General features: G+C 54.4%; 20 protein-coding genes and 1 other annotated feature. Of the genes, 4 read left to right on the top strand and 16 right to left on the bottom strand.

The genetic code is table 11. The features are described 5' to 3' along the window. Positions 1-3: 3 nt before the first annotated feature. The 4 genes from NST96_RS07590 to NST96_RS07575 all read right to left on the bottom strand — a co-directional run bounded on the left by NST96_RS07590 (position 4) and on the right by NST96_RS07575 (position 2942). Positions 4-279 carry an autorepressor SdpR family transcription factor gene (locus tag NST96_RS07590; protein ID WP_003388057.1) on the bottom strand — a complete coding sequence of 92 codons (276 nt, stop codon included), beginning with the start codon at positions 277-279 and terminating at the stop codon, positions 4-6. Positions 280-423: 144 nt separating this feature from the next. Further along, positions 424-894: a hypothetical protein gene (locus NST96_RS07585; protein WP_243014674.1), complete on the bottom strand. Its 471-nt coding sequence runs from the start codon at positions 892-894 to the stop codon at positions 424-426. Positions 895-966: 72 nt separating this feature from the next. Continuing rightward, entirely contained in the window at positions 967-2265 is a 1299-nt protein-coding gene (locus NST96_RS07580) for an ArsR family transcriptional regulator (RefSeq protein WP_243014673.1), read from the bottom strand. Between the two features lie 128 nt (positions 2266-2393). Then, positions 2394-2942, bottom strand: a complete 549-nt coding sequence (locus NST96_RS07575) for an HXXEE domain-containing protein (RefSeq protein WP_172921056.1) — start codon at positions 2940-2942, stop codon at positions 2394-2396. Between the two features lie 142 nt (positions 2943-3084). Further along, positions 3085-3347, top strand: a binding site (T-box leader). Between the two features lie 59 nt (positions 3348-3406). On the opposite strand from NST96_RS07575, the gene trpS reads away from it, so the two are divergent. Together trpS and NST96_RS07565 are read left to right on the top strand one after the other, a co-directional pair. Continuing rightward, positions 3407-4393 carry a tryptophan--tRNA ligase gene (gene trpS / locus NST96_RS07570; RefSeq protein WP_003388062.1) on the top strand — a complete coding sequence of 329 codons (987 nt, stop codon included), beginning with the start codon at positions 3407-3409 and terminating at the stop codon, positions 4391-4393. 299 nt (positions 4394-4692) lie between these two features. Next, positions 4693-6405, top strand: a complete 1713-nt coding sequence (locus NST96_RS07565; protein WP_243014685.1) for a hypothetical protein — start codon at positions 4693-4695, stop codon at positions 6403-6405. A 331-nt stretch (positions 6406-6736) separates the two neighbouring features. Here the strand turns inward: NST96_RS07565 and NST96_RS07560 are convergent, their stop codons facing one another. From NST96_RS07560 to NST96_RS07530, 7 genes are all read right to left on the bottom strand, one after another. Next, a complete protein-coding gene (locus tag NST96_RS07560; protein ID WP_003388064.1) occupies positions 6737-7573 on the bottom strand; it encodes a helix-turn-helix transcriptional regulator in 837 nt (278 codons plus the stop codon). 185 nt (positions 7574-7758) lie between these two features. After that, the gene (locus NST96_RS07555; RefSeq protein WP_243014672.1) at positions 7759-12171 is read right to left on the bottom strand and encodes a lamin tail domain-containing protein; all 4413 of its coding nucleotides are present in this window, start codon (positions 12169-12171) and stop codon (positions 7759-7761) included. A gap of 306 nt (positions 12172-12477) precedes the next feature. After that, on the bottom strand, positions 12478-12966 hold the full coding sequence (locus tag NST96_RS07550) for a ferritin-like domain-containing protein (RefSeq protein WP_024983139.1): 489 nt from the start codon (positions 12964-12966) through the stop codon (positions 12478-12480). A gap of 83 nt (positions 12967-13049) precedes the next feature. Then, the gene (locus tag NST96_RS07545) at positions 13050-14423 is read right to left on the bottom strand and encodes a class II fumarate hydratase (protein WP_339168021.1); all 1374 of its coding nucleotides are present in this window, start codon (positions 14421-14423) and stop codon (positions 13050-13052) included. 198 nt (positions 14424-14621) lie between these two features. Then, positions 14622-14936 carry an antibiotic biosynthesis monooxygenase gene (locus NST96_RS07540; protein ID WP_024983137.1) on the bottom strand — a complete coding sequence of 105 codons (315 nt, stop codon included), beginning with the start codon at positions 14934-14936 and terminating at the stop codon, positions 14622-14624. Positions 14937-15056: 120 nt separating this feature from the next. After that, positions 15057-15359, bottom strand: coding sequence for a hypothetical protein (locus NST96_RS07535; protein ID WP_003388068.1), 303 nt, complete (start codon positions 15357-15359; stop codon positions 15057-15059). A gap of 156 nt (positions 15360-15515) precedes the next feature. Continuing rightward, the gene (locus NST96_RS07530) at positions 15516-16811 is read right to left on the bottom strand and encodes an NCS2 family permease (RefSeq protein ID WP_024983136.1); all 1296 of its coding nucleotides are present in this window, start codon (positions 16809-16811) and stop codon (positions 15516-15518) included. Between the two features lie 133 nt (positions 16812-16944). Between NST96_RS07530 and NST96_RS07525 the strand changes: the two genes are divergently transcribed. After that, a complete protein-coding gene (locus NST96_RS07525; protein ID WP_003388071.1) occupies positions 16945-17829 on the top strand; it encodes a LysR family transcriptional regulator in 885 nt (294 codons plus the stop codon). 154 nt (positions 17830-17983) lie between these two features. Continuing rightward, a complete protein-coding gene (locus NST96_RS07520; protein ID WP_024983135.1) occupies positions 17984-19507 on the top strand; it encodes a BCCT family transporter in 1524 nt (507 codons plus the stop codon). An 88-nt stretch (positions 19508-19595) separates the two neighbouring features. On the opposite strand, the gene NST96_RS07515 is transcribed toward NST96_RS07520, so the two are convergent. The 5 genes from NST96_RS07515 to NST96_RS07495 all read right to left on the bottom strand — a co-directional run bounded on the left by NST96_RS07515 (position 19596) and on the right by NST96_RS07495 (position 24858). Beyond that, positions 19596-20045, bottom strand: coding sequence for a DUF523 domain-containing protein (locus NST96_RS07515; RefSeq protein ID WP_039071197.1), 450 nt, complete (start codon positions 20043-20045; stop codon positions 19596-19598). Positions 20046-20068: 23 nt separating this feature from the next. Continuing rightward, positions 20069-21004: a type I pantothenate kinase gene (coaA, locus tag NST96_RS07510; RefSeq protein ID WP_003388075.1), complete on the bottom strand. Its 936-nt coding sequence runs from the start codon at positions 21002-21004 to the stop codon at positions 20069-20071. Positions 21005-21585: 581 nt separating this feature from the next. Further along, the gene (locus NST96_RS07505; RefSeq protein ID WP_024983133.1) at positions 21586-22026 is read right to left on the bottom strand and encodes a Dps family protein; all 441 of its coding nucleotides are present in this window, start codon (positions 22024-22026) and stop codon (positions 21586-21588) included. Between the two features lie 120 nt (positions 22027-22146). Then, on the bottom strand, positions 22147-23076 hold the full coding sequence (locus NST96_RS07500) for an LD-carboxypeptidase (protein WP_039071199.1): 930 nt from the start codon (positions 23074-23076) through the stop codon (positions 22147-22149). A 144-nt stretch (positions 23077-23220) separates the two neighbouring features. Continuing rightward, positions 23221-24858: a peptide ABC transporter substrate-binding protein gene (locus NST96_RS07495; RefSeq protein ID WP_327925772.1), complete on the bottom strand. Its 1638-nt coding sequence runs from the start codon at positions 24856-24858 to the stop codon at positions 23221-23223. Positions 24859-24974 lie beyond the last annotated feature (116 nt).

The following is a 24974-nucleotide window of genomic DNA, read 5'->3' as shown; positions in this document are numbered from 1 at the left end:
CTTTCACTCCTTCTCAGGTTTCCGGTCCCCAATAATCTCCAAAAACCAGCCCATGACATCCTGCACAACTGTCGTATTCAAGGAGTACACGATGTTCTGCCCCTGCCGCTCATCCAAAATCAGCTTCGCCTGTTTCAATGAACTGAGATGATGGGAGATGCTGGGCTTTGTCATGGCAAAGTGATCGGCGATTTCGCCTGCTGTCATATCTCTCTCCTTCAACAGCCGGATGATTTGTCGGCGCGTAGGGTCAGCCAGCGCTTTAAAGGTATCATTCACAAAACCACGACCTTTTTGGGAACATAAAATCTTGGTTATTAGACATTTAGACAATCATCTAAATATCTAATTTAAAAGTATGCCATTTCTCGGCTGTTGTCAATCGCTGTTTTGTTCCTCCAGGAAATGGCATCTGTTTTTTGTTTAAGAGATTGGCGCGCTCTGCTTCGCATCCTTCCGTTCCGCTTTCCGAAAACACCCGATAAATATATAGCCGAAAACGATCCCGCAGATCGCCGGGAAAGTCGAACCGCCGAAGCCCAGTACGATGGAAGCAAATGGCAAATTGCTTCCGACAGGAGAAAAATACAGCCAGATAAAAAGCGAACCGTACAGAGACGGGACTCCGACAGCAATGAATTTCACCCAGTCAAAGCTCCAGGCCGCTGGCTGTCTGCAGGTGCGGACAAAGCCGGGTATCCCGAGCAATATCCCGATGATGACAGGAAAAAACGCAGAGTAGACAAGAAGCGGCATCGACTTAAATGTCACTCTGACCTGCTCCTGGAGAAGAACTTGCACACGCAGCATCTGCAAAATAAGAATGCCGCAGAAAATCGAATACGCCAAATAACTGACAAAACGCCGCCACTTGCTCCCCTTCCACGTGCCCACCCTCGTTCCCCCTTTCCTCTTTCCGCCGAAAGTCTCGTGAGGACCTGTTCAAAAACACGCTCAAACTCTCTCTCAAAGCTCGATCCGATACACCTTTCGCGGCCTTCCTCGCGGATGCGGACTCTCTTCTCCGACGACGGTCGCAATACCCTTCGTCTCCAGCTCGATCAGGATGCGGCGGGCGCTGCGCGGCATGATCTGCATGTGCATGGCCAGCTCATGCGCGTTGATCTCGGCCGAGCCGCGCTTCTTCAAAATCGATTGAAGCTTGCTGAGCGTCTGGACGCTAAGCGACGTCTGCCGGCTGATCTCCTGGATCTGGCCGGAAGCGCCGCTAAACGTAATTTGCTCGCTTTTCCCCAGAGGTCCGGCGATTCGCTTGTCGTCGAAGAACACCATCCAGGAGCCCGGTCCGCTCTCCTTGGCGTGGAGCAGCGCCGTTCCTGCGTGGATTTCCGCTTCGTAGGCCGTCTTGCCGATCCCGATGCCGCAGGTGACCATCTCGTCCTGGATGCCCGACAGCTCTTCCAGGCGGGGAGCCGCCACAAAGTCACGGGTAAAGTCTCTCAGGATGCCTCTTGTCGTAAAAATGACGTACCGGCCCGGCCCCGCAATCTTCAGGGAGCCTTGCAGCTGCTTTGCGTAGCGCAGCAGCTTTTCCGTCGATTTGATCTCCAGATTGTACAGCTCGTCTGTAGAAAATGTTCCGCTGGTCAAGCCTTTGAACGAATCGATCTCCATCATCTGGACGGCAATCTGCGTATCCTTGAACTGAAGCATTTCATAGGTCCGCAGCAGCATACTGAGGACGGCCTCTACGCCTGCGCGGGTCGGCAATACGCGGTAAACCGGCACCCCGCGTCTTTCCAGTTCCATCTGGGCTGTTCGCAGGCAAGTGACGGCCGCCTTCGTCTTGCCTTCCCGCCACAGCGTCTCGTGGTAGTCAGCCAGCTCGCTTGCATGAATCGCTCCCGCGTACGATTTCAGCCAGATTCGGGAAGTGGAAAGACCCGCCTCCTCCAGCAAACGCGAAAACTCGTCAGACGAAAACGTATCAAAGCTGAGCTCGCTGACAGTAATGCTTTTCTCGTGAGAAATATGGAGCAGTGTCCGGTACAGGCTGGCGCCGATATGCGGAACATAGGCCATCGGCGTCTTGATCCTGCCCCATTCCTTTACCATGGAATACGGCACCTGGCCGGAGAACAGCCACATGTCCGCCTGGCCCACATGAGGCTCGAGCAGGTCAAAAATTTCCTCTTCCGTCCAATAAACGATGGGAAGGCATTCGATCTCGGCATAGTCATTTACGACGGAACGGATGATATCCAGTGAATCATCGGCTCCCATGATCCCCAAACGCAGCTTCAAGTAAGCTCCCTCTTTCGTGCTGGCAGTCTTTTTATCCTTCCTCTTACCATAGCAAATTTGCGGCTGAGAGGGAATCAAGTCAAAGACCAATGAACAATAAACAATGGACAATGAATATTGATAATCGCTTATTGCTTCACCAGACGCTCGCCTAGCCAGTGAGCCGAGAACAAAACCGGGATGATCAAAAGGACAAACGGCAGGGTGGAAAACAACAGCTCCCAACTGACCGCTCCCGATGCCAGCAGGCGATAATAGGCGTACAAGGAGTACGGCAATATGACCACTACCGCCGTCACAACTCCGGGGGTATAGCTGCCAAGAAGGATCGACTGCCCCACATGGGTAAAGACATGCAGGAACATGACATGCACGCACACCAGGTAAAAGGGCAAATAAGCTCCGGTCGACAGCGTTGTCACTGCCAATACCGTAGCGCTGGAGATGACGAGAAAGATACAGGCCACTGCGGCAGCAAACTGCGCGGTATTCATCGACAGGGACGGCTCTAAAAAACGGGCTGCTTTGGGCGGAAGCACCTTGAGCACTCGTTCCCTGTTTCCGGCCAGCCATTTTTCTACCGTGATGATCTCCTCCAGATCGTGGCAAATAAAAGCGATCGGCAGCAGCCATAAAACAACGGATAGCTCCCATATGGAATCAAGCCACGCAATCATGTCCTTTCCCCCTTTACTTCCTTAAAACTAACTTTTGAGCTATATAACTTATGAGTTAGTTTTATACCTGATGAATCTTGCTGTCAATAATCCGGTTGATTTTTTTTTCAGTTGAGAGTAAAATAACTCCTCAAAGGATGACAACTCGGCGATGAGGAAGAAGAGTAGACATCACAGGAGACTTAAGAGAGCTGATGGTTGGTGCGAATCAGTGTCAAATGGATGTTGAATGGGCTTCCGAGCTCCAGACCGAACCCGGGCTTACCGGCAGTAGGCTCTGGCGTGAATAGTCCACACGTTACAACGGGCACCGTATCACTGGTACGGGTAAAGAGATTCCACGCAAGCACGGTCTGTGTTTGCCCGGAATAACAAGGGTGGCACCACGGTTCATTCGTCCCTATTCGGACGAATGGACCTTTTTTATTTTTCGTTCCCATTTTGGAAAGGAGAGAAATGTTGACATGAAAACGATTTTTTCCGGCATTCAGCCCAGCGGCATCCTCACGCTAGGCAACTATCTTGGAGCGATGAAGCACTTTGTGCCGCTTCAGGATGAATTCAACTGTTTTTACTGCATTGTCGATCAGCACGCGATCACCGTGCCGCAAGAGCCTGCCGTACTGAAGGACAATGTGCGCCGTCTGGCCGCGCTCTATTTGGCTGTCGGCCTGGACCCTGAGAAGGTCACCCTGTTTGTTCAATCCGAGGTTCCTGCTCATGCCAAGCTCGGCTGGATCATGCTCTGCACCTCCTACGTCGGAGAGCTGGAGCGCATGACACAATTCAAGGACAAAGCTTCGGGACGGGGCGAATCGATCCCGGGCGGCCTGTTGGCATATCCGCCGTTGATGGCAGCCGACATCCTCTTGTACAACACCGATTTTGTCCCTGTCGGCGAGGATCAAAAACAGCATCTGGAGCTGACCCGCGATCTGGCTGCCCGCTTCAACAACCGCTACGGCGAAGTCTTCAAAATTCCGGACATTCGGGTGGCCGAGGTCGGCGCTCGCATCATGTCGCTGCAGGACGGCACCAAAAAGATGAGCAAGTCCGACCCCAACCAGGGCGGCTTCATCTCGATGCTGGACGATCCCGACACCATCGTCAAAAAGGTGAAACGGGCGCAGACGGATTCCGAAGGCTCGATCCGCTTCGACAAAGAGAACAAACCGGCAATTTCCAACCTCTTGACCATCTACTCCCTCTGCTCCGGCAAATCGATTCAGGAGCTGGAAGCCATGTATGACGGCAAAGGATATGGAGCGTTCAAAACCGAACTGGCCGAAGTAGTGGTCGAAACACTGAAACCGATCCAGGATCGCTTCCACAAGCTGTTTGGTTCGCCGGAGCTGGACGATATTCTCACCGCTGGCGCCAAAAAAGCGGCAGATGTGGCAAACGAGATGCTGTACAAGGCAGAGAAAGCGATGGGCATGGCCCGTCTGTAATAGACCATTTTCCGTATACGACAACCGGATTGAATCATTCAGATACAGGGCTGCCCCTCTTTTCCTTCGCCGTGACTGCTGTCGCGGCGATCCGGGAGGGTCGGCCCTGTTTTTTTGTTCCGTCTGCTCTTTGGGTTCTTTTTCACAAGAAACTAGTCTTTTCTGTGCTTGTGAGCCATTGCCTCCCTGTACTACGATGGTAAAAATTTGTTGCCGAGACTCTTATTCGTTTCGGCCGACACGGCAAGAACTTCACCTGATGACAGCCTACTACGCATTTTTGATGGAGGAACAAAATGATGAGACAGTCCCGGTTTTTGTACGTGCTTCTCTGTGTAGCAGCGAGTATTCTCTTCGGCTTTTCCTCTCCCGACAAAACCAAAAAAGCGACGTGGATTTGGCAAGCAGAGCTGATCGATGCCAAGCGGCAGGACATTCTCGGATTTGCCAAGCAAAACGGCATCAACACGATCTATCTTCGCATCGAAAGGCAAAAGCCGTTCGACTACTATCGCCCGTTTCTGCAAGAGGCGCATGCAGCCGGTATCGAAGTGCACGCCTTGGGAGGACACCCCGCCTGGGCTCTTGCCAGCCACCGCGGACGCATGCTGGACCTGCTGGATTGGGTATCGCGCTACAACAGCGAGGCCGACGCCAAAGAACGAATCGATGGGGTGCACCTCGACATCGAGCCCTACCTCCTGCCCGAGTGGAACACCGATCAAGCAGAGGTGCTGAAGCAGTGGACGGCCAACATGAAAGCTTTCGTCGAGCAAGCCCGGAACGATCCGGCGCTGGAAGTAAGCACAGATCTCGCCGTCTGGTTCGACAACATCCCTGTACCCGGGGTTGCGGACACCACTCTTAGCGAATGGATGATCGATACATTCGACCACGTTACCTTGATGGCTTATCGAGACAGTGTGGATGGACCCAACGGGATCGAGGCGCTGGTCTCAGATGAGCTTGGCATAGCGGATCGGCTCGGAAAACAGGTTCTCGTCGCGGTAAACGTAAAGGAGATGCCCAGCCAGCGGCACACTTCCTTTTACGAAGAAGGGCCTGAGGTCATGGAGCGGCAGCTAGACCTGGTGGAGAAACGACTGAGCAAGCACCCTTCTTTTGCCGGAACAGCCGTTCATGATTACCTCTACTGGCAGAGTCTGAACCAGACAGAAACACCGCCTATCCAGCCGCTGCCTCACGACAAGCCTTTGCTCGGTACATACGTGTGGCATGCGGATGTAGCCATTACCCAAGCGGATGAAATCGTTTCCTTTGCCAAACAGGAAGGCATCAACCTGTTGTATGTCCGGCTCGATCTGGAGCAGCCTTTCGAGGCATACCGCGAACTGGCAGGAAAAGCGGCAGCGGCGGGTATCGAAGTCCACGCGATGGGCGGCCACCCGGTATGGGCGCTGGAGGCAAACAGGGAACGAATGCTGAGGCTGGTCCGCTACGTAAAAGCGTACAACAGGAGTGCCGCACCCGAAGAGCAGTTCCGCGGCATTCATCTGGACATCGAGCCGTACGTCCTCCCCCTTTGGCGGGAAGATCCGGAGGGCGTATTGAAGCAGTGGATGAGCAATATCGAAGCGTTCGTGTCCGAAAGCAAGGAAGGCGGCGGCAGCCTCGTGACCAGCAGCGACCTTGCAGTCTGGCTGGACCGCTTTCACGTGCCAGGCGATCCTGACACGTCTTTCAGCAAATGGATGATTGAGCAGCACGACCACATCACGCTGATGGCTTTCCGCGACCGCGCCGAGGGTGCAGGAGGGATTGCCGCCATTGTCCAGGATGAGCTGCGGTTTGCCAATGAACTCGGCAAGGAGATGATCATCGCTGTGGAGATGAAGGAAAGCCATGAGGGGGATTATGTCTCTTTCCATGAGGAGGGAAAAGCGGAAATGCGGCGGCAGTTGGACATGCTTCCCGGGCTTTTGGAGGAGCATTCTTCTTACAAGGGGAATGCGGTTCATGCTTATGAGTATTGGCAGAGAGCGAAAGAGTAGGCTTCTCAGTCGGGTTTAAAGAAATTTGCTTTAGTCGGGCTTTGAAGAAAAAGCGCTTGGATCGGGCTTTCGGGGAGGAGTGAAACGAAAGAGAAAACGCTCAGGGTACGGTGGGACACTTGCCGGGGGAGTGGACTGGCCGGCTCCACTCCAAAAGCGGAACGCGTCCAAAAGCAGCGATTTCTGGGGGTGTCTCAGAGGTTGGACGCTAAGTGCGTGTTCCGCTTTTTCCATTCCGCCTGGGTAGGTGTCCCAAAGACCTTTGCTTATTTCTCTTTCGTTTCATCTCTACAACTGCAGGTCTTTTACGGGCTTATTTAAAGTCCTCTAGTCAGATTGCACCGATGGCCTCTTGTCTGTTTCCGTCGTCTGGCAGACGCTCGGCCTCGTCCAAAAATCGCGTGATCAAAAGGGGCAAAGAGACGAGAACGGGTGGGTCATACGCCTTTGGCGGCCGCAGGAAAATCCGGGTGTCGCCAAAGAACTGCCCTTCTTTCACGCGAATGGCTCCCGCCGCTTTTCCGCGCAGATTGTTGCGGGGAAGGAAATACTCCATCAGCGGTTCATCCCAAGTGAACGCCGCCGCCAGCAGGTAGTAGGTCCCATCGGCAACCGGTGGCAGCCAAAAGGAGCCGGATTGAAACACCATCGTGCAGGCTTTTGGCGTACCCATGGGAATGGGCTTGGCGAAAAGCCCGATACAGATCAAGCCGTCAAAGCTGTCAGGGGCCCATACACTGCCGCTGATTCCGACCGAAGGCGATGGCGGACAAACGGCTTCTCGCTTATTCTCGTAGTGCTTTCGTACACGCTCCTTGCAGACGTCCATATGCTGGCGGAATTTTTGCGGCGAGATGCCGACCAGCTTGGCAAAACGGGTGGAAAACGTGCCAAAGCTGCTGTACCCCACCCGCTGTCCGATTTCCGTAATGGGCAAATCGCTCGTCGCAAGGTATTCCTTGGCCCGGTCAATCCGGAGGGCAGCCAAAAACTGACGGGGCGGGACGCCGGTGACCGATCTGAACATGCGGTCGAAATGGAACGGGCTGTACATCGCGATTTTCGCCAGCTTGTTCAGAGTCGTGGAGGAATCATCCATTTGATTTTGCATGGCGCCGATGACTTGTGTAACCGTTTCGGTGTGTGATTCATTGTGATGATCCGTCACTTGGTTTCCGCCTCCATTTTCCCATGTTCCAGTATAATCGTTTCTCTCCCATTTCTATCACACTCCGCAAAAATTGTCCAAATTGTCTTGCGTTTGAGGTAGTCGTTCATTGTGCCTTCTTTGACAGCAAAAAGGGTCCCCCTCCGTCTGCGCGAGACGTTGGGACACCCTCTGCGTTTCCCACTCTATTTCTTTTTCACACTGACCTGGACATCGACTGACTTGCCCCCGTAGGTAATCGTGATCACGGCCTTGTCCTTGTCCTTGGCCGAATCCGAGACCTGGATCAATCCTTCGTCGCTGACGGCGACGAGCTCGGGATGATCCGATACATACTCGATCTGGGCGTCTCTGGTCACATCGTGTTTCCCGCCATTGCCCAGATTGGCTGTGACCTGGAGCTGTGCTTCCTCGCCGGGCTTCAGCTTGTAGTTGCGATCCTTGACGATCAGGGCTCGCACCACCGGCGGCTTTTCCTGCTCTTTTTGCTCCTCTCCCAGCACCAGAAGTCCCGCCTTTTCCGTCGTAAATACGGCGACATCATGGGTCAGGGTTACTCTTGCCGGATTGCCTTTTTTGTCTGTGAGTGGTTTCCATTTTTCATTCTCATACAGAAACACCTTCACATTCCGCGAGACTTCCGTTTTCACGGGAATTCCCAGCATGGCGGCGCCTTCGTCAAGGCTTTTGACTGGCTCTCCGTTTACCTTAAGCTCCCACGTATATACTTCGCTTGCCGCCTTGAAAGCTGCAGGGGCCTCGGGAGAATCAGACGGCTCTACTGTAATGCCCAGACGCTCGCCCTCGAAGCTGTCGATCGCGTCTTTTGACAGCAGCACCCATGCTCCGCTGGCGTCCTCCAGACGGGCGGTCGCTTCGATCTCGGCCAATCGCTCCGTCACCTCTTTGCCGAGCGTGACCGCAGCTTCGGATTGGTCTTTTTCCTCATCCGCTTTCAGCACCTGTATGGACAAGGATGGCTCGAATCCGACTTTTTCGTCCCTGTCATCGAACGCCTTATCGAGGGCTTCCAGTACCAAGAGAACAAGCTTCACCTGTTCGTCCCCGGCATCCAGCTCCTCGCCCCGCTCCACAGCAATGACGCCGGCCTTTGCAAGCAAAGTATCGGCAACAGATTGCAGCTGCTCCAGCAGGTCGTCAGTCCGTTCATCCTCGTCAATGGACAGAACGACTGTCTCCAGGAGAGCCTGCAAGGCCCCAAGCGCCTGTTGGCCGGCGTCTGTCAGGGCTCCTGAGCGAATGGCAGGCTCAAAAGCCCGTTGCAGGAAGTCCGCTGTGAGTGCCGACAGCGTGCTCTCGTCGACGATCCCTCTTTTTGTTTGCTCGACGACTGCCTTCAGTACGGTCTGGATCGTATCCTCGATAGCTGCCCATTTGTCTACTGCCTTTATGCTCGAAGCTCCGATCAGCTTTTGCAGGCTCTTTCCAGCAAGATCTGCCTGGCTGAGGACGCTCTCCTCATCTGCAGCCGAGAGAATTTCCCTTGCCGCTTGCCTGTTCAACGCCTTCTGCTTCTCCAGCGTGACATCTCCGGGGTTCGTGTCAGAGCCCGGCAGCTCGATTTGCACCAGCACCGGATCATGATCGCTCACCCGCCCGTCCTCTTTCGTAAAGTCGGCATTGATGTGAATGATGTCGATCTCTGCTTTCTCGGCAAGGTGATTGCTTACGAGAATGTGGTCCAGTACCTGAGCATTGCCTTGATAGTTATACGTGTACTGCTCGCTCAAAGGCAGCGTGGTTATCATGTTGGTCAGTTCGTCTCCTTCGAGCACCTGCAGCGGACGGGAGAATTGAAAATCGTTGAAATCTCCCAGCACGACTACGTTTGCCTCAGGATCAGCCTCGTAAATCTCCTTGACAAAGCCATTGACGACCTTGGCGATCTCGACGCGCTGCTGTTCGCTCACCAGAACAGGCGGCTGCTTCACGCCAAACAGTGCATCGTCTCCGCCCTTTGAGTTAAAGTGGTTGGCAATGACAAACACCGGCTTGCCGTCAAAAATAAATTCAGCAGCGAGCGGCTTGCGGCTTTCATGAAAGGCCGGGTTGAGCGGGTCGATGCGTCCAGGATTGTGGGAAAGGCGGGTTGTCCCCTGTTCCGCTTCGACCTGTACCGCTGTCACCGCATCACCCGCCGGCCGGTCCGCCAGACTGACACGGTCTGGATTGTAGAGGAAGCCGACGCGAATATTGCCGCCCGGTTGTCCGCCGTCCTTTTTATTCTCCGGGGCAATATCGACGTAGCGGTATGCTGCTCCCCCTGCCCGCACGATGGCGTCGATCAGCGCCTGGCCCGACTGGCTGGCATCTGTCACGCCATTGTCTTCCGGTCCGTTGTTGTCCTGCATCTCTACTACACCTACGATGTCAGGCTGCTTCAGATTGTGAACGATAGATTCTGCGATACCGTTTATCTTGTCGGCTTTGTCCCGGGCGGAGAAGTTCTCGATATTGTAGGTCGCGATGCTCAAGCGGTCTTCGGCAGGCTCGAGCGTGGTCACCTCCCGCTCGTAGCCGCTATCTACGACGGCAGGCAGGGGCTCCGTGTTGTACAGCTTGAAGTTGGCAAAGCTGTAGTCGATCACCCCGACGATCGGCCCGGCGAACGCATCCCCCACCTTGACCTCGGGAGCTCCCGCAACGAACTTGTCGGCAATGGTAATTCGCTCGGGATTGTAATTGTCTGCCGCAATCGGGATACCTCCGGCAGGAGTGCGTTCTTTATCGGGATTCGCCTTGTCAGAGAGAATGACGAATTCCACACTCGGCGGATTGGCAAAGGTCTTGGTCGCCCCTACGACGCGCGGCTGATCGACCCGAACGAGCATTCCCTCCAGGCTTTCCCAGAAGTCGATGCCGTCTTCTTCGGGATCAAAAAGGGAGAAGCTGTCATTGTCGATCACCGTTTTCGGGTATGGATAATCGCCCTCGCCCAGAACGACCGGAGCAGGGAGCGGCAAGCCCCTCTCCTTGACTGCTACGGAAGCGGCGTCGATTTCCGTCAGCGTCAGGTCGGTCGCTTCCCGGCTCTTGCTGACGTATTCCTTGACCGCTCCGCTGACCTCTACTCTGTCGCCCGCCCGGACATTTGCACCCGGTTCGTAGACATAGATGCCTTCCGAAGTGCGAGGGTCGTTGTCCGGCTCAGGGTCCTGCATGTAGAACCCGACCGTTCCCGAATTGCCGTTTACCACTGCTGTCACTATGCCCTCCACGCGGGACACGTTTGCTCCCTCATACGGAGAACGGTGCCCTTTGCCCTGAATGTCGCGGATGCGCAGGGCGTCCGGCTGGCTTCCACCATCGCCGATCACGTCTTCGGCCAAGCGGGGGACCAGCTTATACTCGTTAAAATCGTAGGTGACGACCCCGGTCAAGCGTTCGTAAAACGCCCCCGGCTTGAGCAGAGCAGCATCGTACGGCTTGGCAATGAAGGCCCCATGCGGATCGGTCAAAGTGACATTCCCTTTGCTGTCCCTTGCGCCTGCGGTCACATTTTTGATTGTGACCAGCTCGGCCTCGAACTGTTCCCCGGCTGCAGCGCTAAAGTCTGTCGAGATGACCTCCTGCGGCTCGGGGACGCCCGCGTTCTCCTGTACGATCACGACATCGCTTGTGCTGGCCGGCTCGATCTGCGGCAGCCCGTAGTAATCATTCACTTTCCCGGTTGCCCGGACTTCATCGCCGATCCGAACGATATTGCCGAGACCCGCCGCACGCACCAGCATGCCCGCCGTCTCGTCCTGCAGAAAGACGTTCGTCTTGCCGCCAGCTTCGAAAGCGGCAGTGACAATGCCCTGGACGGATGCAAGCGTTCCCGAAGACGACGTCCGCACCTCGCTGATCGGCTTGACCTCCGGCACCTCTCCTCCCGGCTCTCCGCCGCCTTCTCCCGGCTCTTCCGGGGAGCTCTGGCTGTTCTGCGGCTGCGGCTCCCAGGCGAGAAAGTCAGCGCCGTTATGATCCGTATCCCAGGCGCTGCCTTTCCCGGGCACGAATCCGGACTCGCTGCTTTTCCGGACAATGCTTTTCGCAGCCGAAGGAGCGGGGGCCGGGCTTTCTCCCTCGTGCGCATTTGCCGTTCCGTAGCCGACAAAATCGATCACGGCCAGATCAGTCACGGGATTGCCGGAAAGCGCTGTCGCATGACTGACCAGCGCTACTTTTCCTCGCGTGGCGGAAATGTTCGTGCCGCCGGTCGCATCAGCGCTGGGGAGGGCACTTCCATTGGCTCCGCCGCTCGCCAGCCGGACGAGGTAGTAGCTGTGGGCGGAAATACTGCCCGACAACGGCGTTACGAGCCAATTTTCCCTGTCTGCAGCGGCGTACTGAACGGACCAGTTGTTCAGCGAAACGGCTTGTCCGCTCGGATTGTACAGCTCGACGTAATCGTGCTGGTAAGTTGCCCCGCTGTTCCCGCCAGCGCCGTAAATCTCGCTGATCACTACGTGCCCGGCGACAGCGGCCTCGGCTTTTGGCGCAAGTCCGAACGGCAGCACTGTCGCAATCATGAGCACTGCGGCCAGCACCAGGTGACGCCAGCTCCGTTTTCCCTTCCTCATCAACGGATTCATCGTGTACTTCCCTCCTTGATTGTTTTTGCGGTTCTTATCCTGATTCTATAGAACTTGTCTAAATGTTATGTAAATTTTACGCAAAGATTTGTACACTCCTCCTGTTTCCAGCAAAAAACCGCCTAAAGCCATGTTCTGGCTTCAGACGGCTATGACTGTAGCACTATCGCACGATACCGCCAGCTCCGACTTTCTTCCGTTGCGGCTCTCCCACCAGCCCGTTTCGTCGTTGCATGGCCGTGGTCAAACCGTATGTGCTCCCCTGTTGCGAAGGCTCCTCCTCGGCTGGCCGCCTCAGACACGCCATCACTTGTTTTTGGCATACAGCCAGTTGTAGTAGCTGGCATGTTTTAACTCATCCGTCATGATTTCAAAAATCGTGTCCCGGTACTGCTGCGGTATATACCGGTAGATGGTGCGATATTTTTCAAAAGCCTTTAATTCGCCCAGCAACGCTTGTTCAATTCCCTCCAGATAGCTGGCAGGTCTCTGAAACGTCTCTCCCTCTTCGCTCATCCCGGGACGCTGCCCTGCCAATTGGGTATACAGCTGCCGGAAAAGCCTCCGATGCTTCCGCTCGTCATCGCGAATGCCGGTGATGACGTCCTTCTCCTGCTGGGTCGGCGCAACAGTGATCAGGTAGTCGTAAAAAAGCTCGTCGCTGCGCTCACCTGAGATGCCTTCCTGAATCATCCGCAACACAACAGCTGCCCGATCATCATGGCGGTCCATCGCCACAGGCCAAATCGGCGCATAAGTGGCATAGCCATACGGTCCCCACCAATATCCGTTCATATATCCTGACTCCTTCGCTTTTTCCCTGTCAGGATATTCGCCCGCTAGGCTGATGGAGCATGTTTGAAAACGAAAAAAAAATATCAAACCATTTTTTCCGGCCGCAGCGCCTCCTCAATGTCCGGCGACCAGAGCCCTGCTTCCCGGATGACCTGCACAAGTGTCTTGTTTTCCGAAAAAGCTTGCTTGGCCAGAGCAGCTGCCTTGTCGTAACCGATCAGCGGGTTGAGCGCCGTCACCAGAGAAAGACTCGCTTCCATCCACTTGGCGCATTGGACTTCGTTTGCTTCCAGCCCTTCCAGACATTTTTCCCGCAGCACATCCAGCATATTGCTCAGGATCGTGATGGATTGCAGCAGGTTGTAGCCGATCACCGGCATCATGACGTTGATCTCCAGCTGGCTTCCGCATCCCGCCACCGTCATCGTGGCGTCATTGCCGATGACTTGTGCCGCCACCATGTACGACATCTCCAGCATCACCGGGTTGACTTTGCCCGGCATGATCGACGAGCCGGGCTGCACCGCGGGCAATTGAACCTCAGCCAGGCCGGTGCGGGGACCGGAGCTCAGCAGACGCAGGTCGCTGGTCACCTTGATGACGTGCACGGCCAGCTCCTTTAACGCAGAATGAACCTCCAGAGCGGCAGCCGTATTTTGCATAAAGGCAAAGCGGTTGCGCGGCTGGGCAAAAGGCAGGCCGGTTCGTCTGGCAATTTCCTCGATGGCGAGCTCGGCATACTGCGGGTGGGCATTGATCCCGGTGCCGACAGCGTTTCCGCCGAGTCCGATCTCATACAGCCGCTCAGCCGACTGCCGGATGCGTTCACGTGCATTTGCAAAGCTTTGCGCGTAGCCGGAAAATTCCTGTCCCATGCGAATCGGGACGGCATCCTGCAAATGTGTGCGCCCGGCCTTGATGATCCCCATAAACTGCTCGGACTTTGCCCACAGCACTTTTACCGTACGGTCCAACGCAGGCAAGAGCTCGTGCTGGACCAGCTCTGCACCGGCGATGTTGATCGCGACATGTATCGTGTCATTGGTAGATTGGGCCATATTGACGTCATCGTTCGGGTGCACAAGCATCTGATCGATTTGTCCGCCCAAAAGCTGGGTCGCGCGGTTGGCAATCACTTCGTTGGCGTTCATGTTTTGCGAGGTTCCCGCCCCCGCCTGAAAAGCGTCGACGACGAACTGGCCGTCCCACTTTCCCTCGATCACTTCCTCTGCCGCCTGGATGATGGCCCTGGCCTTCCGTTCATCTAGCTGGCCGCAGGTCATATTGGCATGAGCCGCGGAAGCCTTGATCAGTCCCTGCGCACGGATAAAAGCCCGCGGCAGCCTGAGTCCGCTGACAGGAAAATTTTCGACTGCACGCTGTGTCTGCGGGCCGTACAGGGCATCTGCAGGGATTCTCACCTCTCCCAGGGAGTCTCTTCCGATACGTACTGACATGCTGTCCACTGGTGTTGACCCTCCTTTGCGATCGCTCTATGATGCACACCCTATTCTTCCCAGCAGCATTTCATGATATGTTTGGCTTCTGGGAGCTTGCAGCTTATGGAGGGGCTTTTGGGATCGTTTTGGCAAAGCTTGAGGAGGAAAAGGACATAGAAAAACGCGGGTGTTCCCTGAACGGGCTCCCGCGCTGTTTTACGCTTTCTTGACCGCTTTTACATCGTAGACGCCGTGTGCGACGCTGATCACATGCTCCGGCTTGGGCTTGCCTCTGCTCTGTCTGTGGCCTTCCAGATGAGCTTCGCTCGTTTCCCACTTTTTCCACGCTTCTTCCGATTCCCAGCGGATCATGACGATTACTTCCTCGTCTCCTCTGCGCACCTTTTTAACCAGAACGCTCAAATCGATGAAGCCTTCGGACTTCTCAATCTCTCCCGCCTGGCTGAACCGGTTCACGACCAGATCGGAGGTCCCTTCCTTGACCGTAATCGTTTTCGTTTCTATAAACATGAAGCACACTCCTCTTCGCACAATTGAAAAAATATGGTGTGTCTTCATTTTAGTTGATAAAGATTATCATTGTCAACAAATAACCCGGGCAGCTTACACTTCTCGCCCGGGGCCTATCCTTTACGTTGAAAAGAAATAAAATGCGCCATATACAAACAAATTTGGCAATGCCGCAAGAAAGAAGAAAGATGTCCACCTGATCCTGCTCTTGTTGTCCTTGTGCTCTTGCTGGGGCTGTTGAAAATAGGCCGGTGGCTCGGCGGTTGACTGAAGCGAAGAGAAGCTGACTAGCGCACCTAGTGTAAACAGAATGGCAGCCGAATAGAACGTCCAGGTCATAATCCATTGGTAATCGTTTTTTAGAAGTCCGGCGAGAACAATCAAAAGCGCTATAGCGCAGCCTGTAGTTAAGGATTTTCTCATAGCTCTGCCACATCCCTGTTTTTATTTCAATCCCTTCTCTCTACCATAATCGTTTTTGTAAATAATGTAAATATTTAGAATTACAAAGAAAGCAAAAACGTCTCGCTTTCCACAGGAAGTCCGAGACGTTTTTAACAGCAGCCGTGCAGCAGCCTATCAAGTCAGCATCGGCAGTACCATATTGAGCAAAAACAACCCTGCAACGACGTACAAAAGCGCGGGCACTTCCTTGCTTTTCCCCAATGCTACCTTCAGCAGCGGATAAGCGACGAATCCGAAGGCAATCCCGTCAACGATGCTGTAAGACAGGGGAATCAGGGCAATGATGAGGAAAGCGGGAAATCCCTCGGAAAAATCGCGGAGATTGATGTTCTGCACGTTTTGCAGCATCAACGCCCCGATGATGATCAATACCGGAGCGATCGCGCTGTCCGGAATCAGCTTGATGGCCGGCAAGAACAGCAGCGACAGCAAGAAAAGCACTCCCGTGACGAGAGAAGCTAGTCCAGTACGAGCTCCCGCTGCGATTCCCGCAGCAGACTCCACGGTCGAAACCGTCGGACTGGTGCCCAGGATGCCGGACAAGGCGGACGAAATTGCGTTTGCCTGCAGACTGCGGCGAAACTTCTCGGGCTGTCCTGCCATTTGCGTATGTCCGTGAACCAGGCCGATGTTTTCAAACACGATCACCATCGCCAAGGAGAACGTCGCCACCCAGAACGGAAGCGTTGCGATGTGCGAGAACGAAAATGCGGCAAACACCTCACCGTAGGAATCAAAGGAAATCCCGGACATGCCTTGTCCCGGATGAACCAATCCGGCAAGCCAGCCGATTCCTGTACCTGCGGCGATCCCGATCAAAAAGTTTCCGGGGACGTTTCGGACAAACAAGACAAGCGTCAATAGCAGAGTCGCAAGCGTAACCCATACCTGTGGATGGGAAAGGTCACCGAGCGCTACAAAGGTGGAGGGATTGGTCACGACCAGGCCGCCTTTTTGCAGCCCGATAAAGGTGAGAAACAATCCGATTCCAACCGTAATCGCTTCCTTGAGCGAATCGGGAATGGCGTTGGACAGCACGGTTGCCGCTCCCGTAAAGGCAATGGCGGCAAAGATGACCCCCGACAGAAAAACAGCGGCCAGCGCTTCCTGCCATGGCAAGCCCATCGTATTGCACAGCGTGTACGTAAACAAGGCGTTGATCCCCATCCCAGGGACCAAAATCATCGGGGCATTGGCCCAAAAAGCCATCAGGATCGATCCGATAAAGGCGGTCAGCACAGTCGCCAGAATGCCGGCTTCGAGCGGGATGCCGGCATCCTCCAAAACGGAGGAATTGACTGCGACGATATACACGATCGTGACAAAGGCGATAAAACCGGCCATTATTTCTTTTTTTACAGTGGTTTGACTCGCTTGCAGATGAAATATCCTCTCCAACAAACTGCGCACATATGTCCCTTCTTTCTCTCTGTTGTTGCTCATGTAAGTTTCCGAAACATATGCTAACATAGCTCTATCGATATAAAAAAAATTTGTTTTATCTCCGTATCATACGTTTTACATATGAAAGGCAGGCAGACTCATGGATATTCGTCAATTGCGCTATTTTATCGCGATCGCAGAAGAAGGCCAAATCACCGGAGCAGCCAGACGCTTGCGTATGGCCCAACCACCGCTCAGCCAGCAATTAAAGCAGATGGAAGAGGAGCTGGGTGTCGAGCTAATCGAGCGCTCTGGAAAAAAAATCGCGCTGACACAAGCGGGCGTCACCTTGTACAAGCAGGCATTAAATCTTGTCCACCAGATGGAGGAAGCCATATCCGAGGTGAAGGAAACGGGCGAAGGCGTTCGCGGGACTCTGTCTGTCGGCGTGAGCGCCCTTTCCTCCTACCGCTTGCCCGAGCAAATCCGCCAGTTTCGGGAGCGCTATCCGTTGATCACCTACAAGGTGTGGAAAGGAGACACACAGCTTCTCAGCCAATGGCTGGAGCAGCGAACGGTCGAAGTCGCCATCGTCAGGCTCCCCCATTCGCTGGCGCATTGTACGACAATCCCGCTTTTGGAGGAAACGTTTGTCCTGATCGTTCCCGTTTCTTCTCCGCTCTCCCAAAAAGATAGTATCCATATGCGGGAAATCGCTGACCACCCTTTGATCATGCCCAGTACGCCCGGACTCGGCATCTATGAGCTTTTGGTCAAGGAATTTGGCCGCCTGGGCGTGACTCCGCATGTGATCTGTGAATGTCCTGACCTCTCGCTGATCGTCAGTATGGTCGGGGCCGGGGTTGCCGCTGCGATCGTCCCCCGCTCTGCTTGGGAGACGCAGGGAAACGCCAATATCAGCCGTCTGGAGATCACTGGCACCTCGATCACCTCGTCGTCCGCCATCGTCTGGCAGACGGAACGCCATCTCTCCAAGGCAGCACGCCATTTCATCGAGATGTTTGCTCCGATTCCGGAGCAATAATCGGCCCGCATGTGAAAACGAGATGGTTCTTTTTAGCCACAGAGGATAAACAAGCCCGGTTCGTGGGATTCTATACCACTGATATCTTCCATTTTCGATTTCGGCTTCCTGACATTGCATTTCATCTCGCAAAGTCCGACAAAGGAGGGCTCCCATGACCTTTGCCATCTCATTGGCGGTGGTGCTGCTGTTTGTTCTCTGGGGCTTTTTTTCACCGTCTCAGCTTACAGAAACAGCGACCAATGTCCTGCATGCTACGACTTCCAATTTTGGCTGGTTTTATCTTCTGGTTACCTTCTTTTTCCTCGTCTTTTGCATTTTCCTGGCCTTCAGCAAATACGGCCAGATTCGGCTCGGGGACGATGATGACGAGCCGGAGTATTCGGCGGTTACCTGGTTTTCCATGCTGTTTAGCGCTGGTATGGGAATCGGGCTTGTCTTTTGGGGCGTCGCCGAGCCTGTGTCCCACTATTTTTCCCCGCCCGTCGGCGTTGAAGCCGAAACATCCGAGGCGGCCCGTACAGCCATGCGGTACGCTTTTTTTCACTGGGGGCTTCATCCCTGGGGGATTTATGCCGTCATCGCCCTTTCCCTGGCCTACTTCCAGTATCGCAAAGGCGCAAAAGGCTTGATCTCCTCGACGTTTTACCCCCTTCTGGGTGACAGGGTAAACGGTCCCATCGGCAAGCTGATCGATATTCTCGCCGTGATCGCAACCGCTTTTGGAGTCGCAACCTCCCTCGGATTGGGAACGCTGCAAATCAACGGCGGATTGAGCCATCTTTTCCAGATTCCGAGCAATATCACGGTCCAGATAACGATTATCGCCGTCATTACCGTCCTGTACCTGTGGTCTGCTACCTCCGGTCTGGACAGAGGGATCAAAATCTTGAGCAATACCAATCTGGTATTGGCCTTGGCCCTTTTGCTGCTCACTTTGATTTTTGGCCCGACCGCCTTTCTCTTCGACAACTTTACCAACACATTGGGAAGCTATTTGCAAAATCTCGTCTCCATGAGCATGCGGCTTATGCCTTTTACCGAAAGCAACTGGATCGCCAACTGGACGCTGTTCTACTGGGCCTGGTGGATTGCCTGGGCGCCTTTTGTCGGCACATTTATTGCCCGGGTATCCAAAGGCCGAACGATCAAGGAGTTTATTATCGGCGTCCTTCTGGTGCCGACTGTGCTCAGTTTTATTTGGTTTTCTGTCTTCGGAGGAACCGCTCTCCATCTGGAGATCTACGAGCACGCCCCCATCGGCGACGCGGTAAAGCAGGACGTCTCCAGCGCTCTTTTCATTACGCTGGAACAGCTCCCGATGGGGATGATCCTGTCGGTGGTCGCCACCCTTTTGATTATCATTTTCTTCATTACCTCGGCCGATTCCGCCACATTCGTCCTGGGGATGCTCTCCTCGGGCGGCAAGCTGGATCCGCCCAATCCGGTAAAAATAACCTGGGGTATTCTCCAATCCTCTACCGCTGTCGTCCTTCTTCTAAGCGGCGGGCTGGAAGGACTGCAGACTGCATCTATCGTCGCTGCGCTGCCCTTTGCGGTTATTTTGACCCTGATGTGTTTCTCTTTGCTGCGAGCGCTGCAGGAAGAGGATCGCGCGATGAGGAAAAAGCGGCGGGAGCAGGAAAAGAAGCTCAGGCGGCTGCTTGAGCAACTGTAGGAAAGATCCCAAACGCAAAGATGACCTGTCGATTGACATAAGCAATCAACAGGTCATCTTTGTCTATGCCCAAAAGGCATCCGGTTCTTTATTCGGAACGGCTCATTTCAGAGCGAACGTCAATCCCGTTTTTTATAAGCAGTGCTGCTGTTACCCCTACGCCTGCTTTTTTCCGTCCGGTAAACGTACCATCGTACACGTTTGAACTGCCGCAGGATGGACTGTTTTCCTTCAGGATTGCCGACACTGCTCCTGCCGTCCGGGCGAGCTGCAGCGCCTGCAGAGCTCCAGACTTGAATTCCTCCGTGACATCTCGGCCCGTATTATCGACAACCTTGGCGCGGCCCTCCCAGACGTCAAACCCGTCTCCCCCAATGATCTCGGCCGGCGGACGGGGCGTAGGCAAACCGCCCATCTGCTCCGGGCAAACAGGAATCGCTTTGCCTTCCTTCAACAGATTTTCAATCGTTTCATCCAGGCATGCCCCTTGATCATAGCGGCATTTACAGCCGATCAAACAGGCGCTCACGATTTGCATTCGCAACCACTCCTACCGGGAGATTACAGCCTTCTCAACTTCACTTTTTGTATCATATGATCCTCTCCCTTTTCCAGGATGAGGCGGGCACGTCCGCGAGTCGGCAAAATATTTTTCCGTAGGTTGATACCGTTGATCTCATTCCAAATGCTGGTCGCAACCTGGGTAGCTTCCGTATCGGACAAGCTGGCGTAGCGTTTAAAATACGATGCGGGGTCGGAGAAAGCCGTCTGGCGAAGCAGCTTGAAGCGGTCAATGTACCACTTCTTGATCAAGTCCTCCTGCGCATCCACGTAAATGGAAAAGTCAAAGAAATCGGAGACGAATACCTCCGTCAGCCTCCGCTGATTTTCATCGAGCGGGGTTTGCAAAACGTTCAGTCCTTCGACGATCAAAATATCCGGCTCCCGCACGATCTGCCATTCGTCCGGCACGATGTCATAGACCAGATGGGAGTAAACAGGAGCAGCCACTTCGGAAACTCCCGATTTGACGTCAGACAAAAAAGAAACGAGACGACGGGTGTTGTAGCTTTCGGGAAATCCCTTGCGCTTCATCAATCCGCGCTCTTCCAAAATGCGGTTCGGATAGAGAAAACCGTCGGTCGTCACCAAATCCACCTTGGGGTGATTGGGCCAACGGGATAAAAGCGTTTGCAAAATTCGGGCTGTTGTACTCTTGCCTACTGCAACACTGCCGGCGATGCCGATGATAAACGGCACTTTCTTTTCCAGATTCCCCAGAAATGTATGTGTGGCCTGATACAGCTCCTGTGTGGCTCCTACATGCAGATTTAGCAGCCGGGAAAGCGGTAGATAGATGTCTGCCACTTCCGTCAGGGACAGTTTTTCATTCAACCCCTGCAAACAGGCCAGTTCTTCATCGGAAATGGTCAGCGGCGTGGATGCCCGCAGTCCTCTCCACTGCTCGCGACTGAACGTAACATAAGGCGATGCCATCGGAGTTGTACATCCTTTCTTCGTTCGGTATGCTGTCTTGCCGTTTATTCCTCGTTTATTCCTTCCATAGTGTAACACCTGTGTCTTCTCTTGGGAACAATCCGTTTGCACTTTGGCTTGCCGGTTCGGATTGGCGGAACTATGTTGCTTGGGAGAAAATGGCGGTTGGACAGGCTTTTGTGGAAGAGATGAAAACGGGAGAAAATGCTTCAGGTTCGGTAGGACACTGCTTGGAGGCAGCACTGTCCGGCACCAGGCCAAAAGCGGATGAGTCAGGAGGCAAATCAGGTTGGACGCTGAAGGAGTGTTCCGTATTTGGCCTGGTGCCTGGGATGTGTCCCAAAGACCTTTGCATTTTCTCCCGTTTTCATCTCTACAGCAGCTGGTTTCATTCGCTTATTTCGCTTTTTTCTTGAGGGTCAATGGTTCCCAGTAAAGATTGCCGAATTGCGTGAAAGCATGATTGGCAAGACTTGCTGAGAAAGGGAAAAACCCGCCGCCGTTTGTAGGCTGACGGGCTGCTAGGTCAATCGTATTGTTGGCGTTATACGGTTCGTGTTTTGAATACCTGCATTTGTTTCCTATTTGCCGAGAAACGCCTGGAGCATCCATACATGCTTTTGCAGGCTGGAACTTATTTCCAGAAGCATATCCGAGGTGGCTTCGTCATTTTCCTTTTCTGCCACAGACATGCCTTCCTCCAGCTCGCGGATGACTGTTTGGAAGTCGGCGACTACAGCTTGCACCATTTGCTCGGCGGACTCGCCCCCTTTGCCCTCCTCGAGGCTGGCCGCCTCCAGACAGGCTTTCATCGTCGAGACGGGCTTTCCGCCGATTGCCAGGAGGCGCTCCGCCAGCTCGTCCACATAGCCGGCTGCTTCGTTGTACAGCTCTTCAAATTTGGCGTGGAGCGTAAAGAAGTGCGGCCCGTTCACGAACCAGTGATAATGGTGCAGCTTTATGTACAGAACGGACCAGTTGGCGATCTGCTTGTTTAAAATGCCGTGCAGGGTGTTGCTCATTTGTCATTCATCCTTTCGGGGTAGTGGATAGTGTCTACACTTCAGGAAAACATCTACAGACAACTAGTAGTCTCCCGCCCCGAGCAAATGATTATACCTTCCAGAATGGGTGATCAAGTGTCATCTCGTCACAGCCTCTTCGATCACCAGTTTGCACGCATCCGCATCCAATCGCGCCTGCACGCCGAATGGCAAAGCGATATTGCAAGCGCCGTGCCCGGCCTGTAAATTCCAGATCGTCGGCTTCCGATAAGGCACGACGATATTTTTGAAGACATCGAGAACGGAAAAGCCATCCCGTTTTTTCGGAACGCAGTTTTCCCACGTACCGATAATGATTCCGGCGCAATCCTCGAAGGTTCCGGCAAGCGCCAATTGCATCAGCATTCTGTCGATACGGTACGGCTCTTCGTCCACGTCCTCCAGAAACAGCAGCTTGCCCCTCGTGTCCAATTGATAAGGCGTACCGGCCAAAGCTGCGACCAGCGAAAGATTGCCGCCCACGATCGGACCGCAAGCCGCGCCGCCGACCAGACAACTGATCTCCTCTCCCTCGGGATTGATGATCTCGCCTAGCGGATCGGGACAGGTCATCGCCCGGAGCAAATAATCGCGCGACCACGGGTCCAGCTCGCTGGCAATTCCCGCAGAGGCCATCGGGCCGTGCAGGGTGGCAAGACCCGCTTCCTGCATAAACACGGTGTGCAGGGCCGTGATGTCGCTGTAGCCGATAAACAGCTTGGGGTTGGCAGCGATACAATCGTAGTCAAGCAGGGGCAAAAGCTGCGGCGTACCGTATCCGCCCCGCAGGCACATGATCGCATCTACCTCCGGATCGGCGAACATGCAGTTGATCTCCTCTGCGCGAAGCTGTGGGTGCCCTGCGAGATAGCCTCCGTATGTTTGACGGCAGCTCTCGCCCACTTTCACCTGAAACCCCAACGCCTCCAGATCGGACTGCGCCTTGGCCAAAACCTCCGGGGTGGCAGGACTGGACGGTGCCGTGAGCCCGATCGTATCTCCGACCTGCAGTGCTTTTCCTTTTCTCATCCCGTTTTCTCCTCTCAGTATGGACACGCGCCGGGAGGATAGAGCCAGCTTCAGCAGACGACATCCGCTTCGCGCTTCCAATGCGAAGCTTTGCTACTGCTGCTTTTGGCCATACCACAATTTCTCGTGCGCGAGTCTTGCATTCTATTCTTTATAGGCCCATTTGAAATCGATTTTGCTCAGCGGATCGACGCGGACCCCTTTTACCTTTTCGCTCTGAACCCAGGCATTGACGTCGCTGAAAATGCCGGTCAGCGGCATCTCCTCCATCAGGAGCGCCTCGGCCTCCAGCAGGATTTGCCTTCGTTTTTGCTCGGCTGTCTCCCGATACGACTTTTTGATCAGCTCGGTGTAGACCGGATTGTGCCAGCGGGTAATGTTGCTGGAGCTGTACTTCTCGATAAATTTTTGCAGGAAATTGACCGGATCATTGTAGTCAGCCGTCCAACTGGAGCGGGCAATCTCAAAATTGCCCTGCTCCTGGTCGTCGAGGTATACCTTCGTTTCCTTGTTCACCAGCTTCACATCCACGCCCAGCTGCTTTTTCCAGACAGCTTGCAGGGCTTCGGCAATCGCCCTGTTGCGATCATTGGTATTGTACAGGTAGCTGATCCTTGGCAGCCTGGAGATGCCCAGCTCCTTCATCCCTTCGGCCAACAGTCTTCGCGCCTCCTCCGGCTGGTTGTCTGCGAAAAAACCATCCGGCTTTAGCGAAGCGGTGATCGGCGTGATGCCCATCAAGGGCGTCTGGCCTGCCTGCCCGATGTTGTCAGCGATTTCCTTTCGGTTGATGGCATAGGCAAACGCTTTGCGTATCTTCGCATTGGTAAAGGGCGGCCGTTCGGCGTTGAAGCGGATATAGTACGACGTCGCTTTCGGTTTGGCGACGAGCTTCCCCTCCCGACGCAGCGGCTCCACGGCATCCACAGGCAAGCTGCTGATCGGCCCGCCTGCCCAGTCCAAATCGCCGTTCTCAAACATGGCAAGCTCCGTATTGGCATCGGAAATCATCGAGAATTCGATTCGCTCCAGCTTGACGACGTCACGCTCCCAATAGGTGTCATTCTTGACGAGGACCAGCTTGTTCTTGTGCTCCCACGTATCAAGCTTGAACGGGCCGTTCCCGACCAGTGTTTTCGGGTCCTTGGCCCAGTCCGGGTTTGATTCTGCCACGTTTTTATTGATCGGCATCAAAAAGGAGACCAGTGTCGGAAAGAAGGGCATCGGGTGCTCCAGCACAACCTGCAAGGTTTTGTCATCCAGCGCCTTCACGCCCACATCGTCTCGCGCAGCCTTCCCTGCCGCAAACGCCTGGGCGTTTTTCAAGCTGTAAAACTGATACGCTGCCTGCGAGCCTGTCTTCGGGTCCAGGGCGTGCTTCCAGGCAAACTCAAAGTCATGGGCTGTAACCGGATCGCCGTTGCTCCACGTCGCATCCCGCAAGGCAAACGTATACGTCGTTTTATCATCCGAGACCTTCATGTCCGACGCGATGGAATTGATCGGGTTTCCCGCTTCATCCAGCCTTGTCAGGCCGTCAAAGATGGCGCGGATGACAGCACCGGAGACAGTGTCCTCGGCAAACGTCGGGTCGAGCGTAGCCGGCTCCTCCATGTTCATCCTGAGTACCTGCAAATCACCGGTGGCGAAAACAATTTCACTATCAGAAGAAATTGTTTCATTCACAGCAGAAGCCGATTCGCCGGTGGGCACCGATGGCTGAGCTGAGCCTGCCGCCCCCGGCGCCTGACTCCCGGCCGGTGCAGAGCTGCTGCTGCCCATGCAACCGGCCAAACATACTGCCAGCACAAGCAAGGAACTGAGTCGAAACGAAGCTCGCCGTCTCAAGATCACATACCTCCTGCTTTTTCGTGTTGAAATATTGCAAAAACTGTACC

This window comes from Brevibacillus sp. FSL K6-2834 (assembly GCF_038592925.1).
Classification (GTDB): Bacteria; Bacillota; Bacilli; order Brevibacillales; family Brevibacillaceae; genus Brevibacillus; species Brevibacillus borstelensis.
Note: the sequence above shows the minus strand (reverse complement) of the source record. Positions and strands in the feature narration are given on the sequence as shown.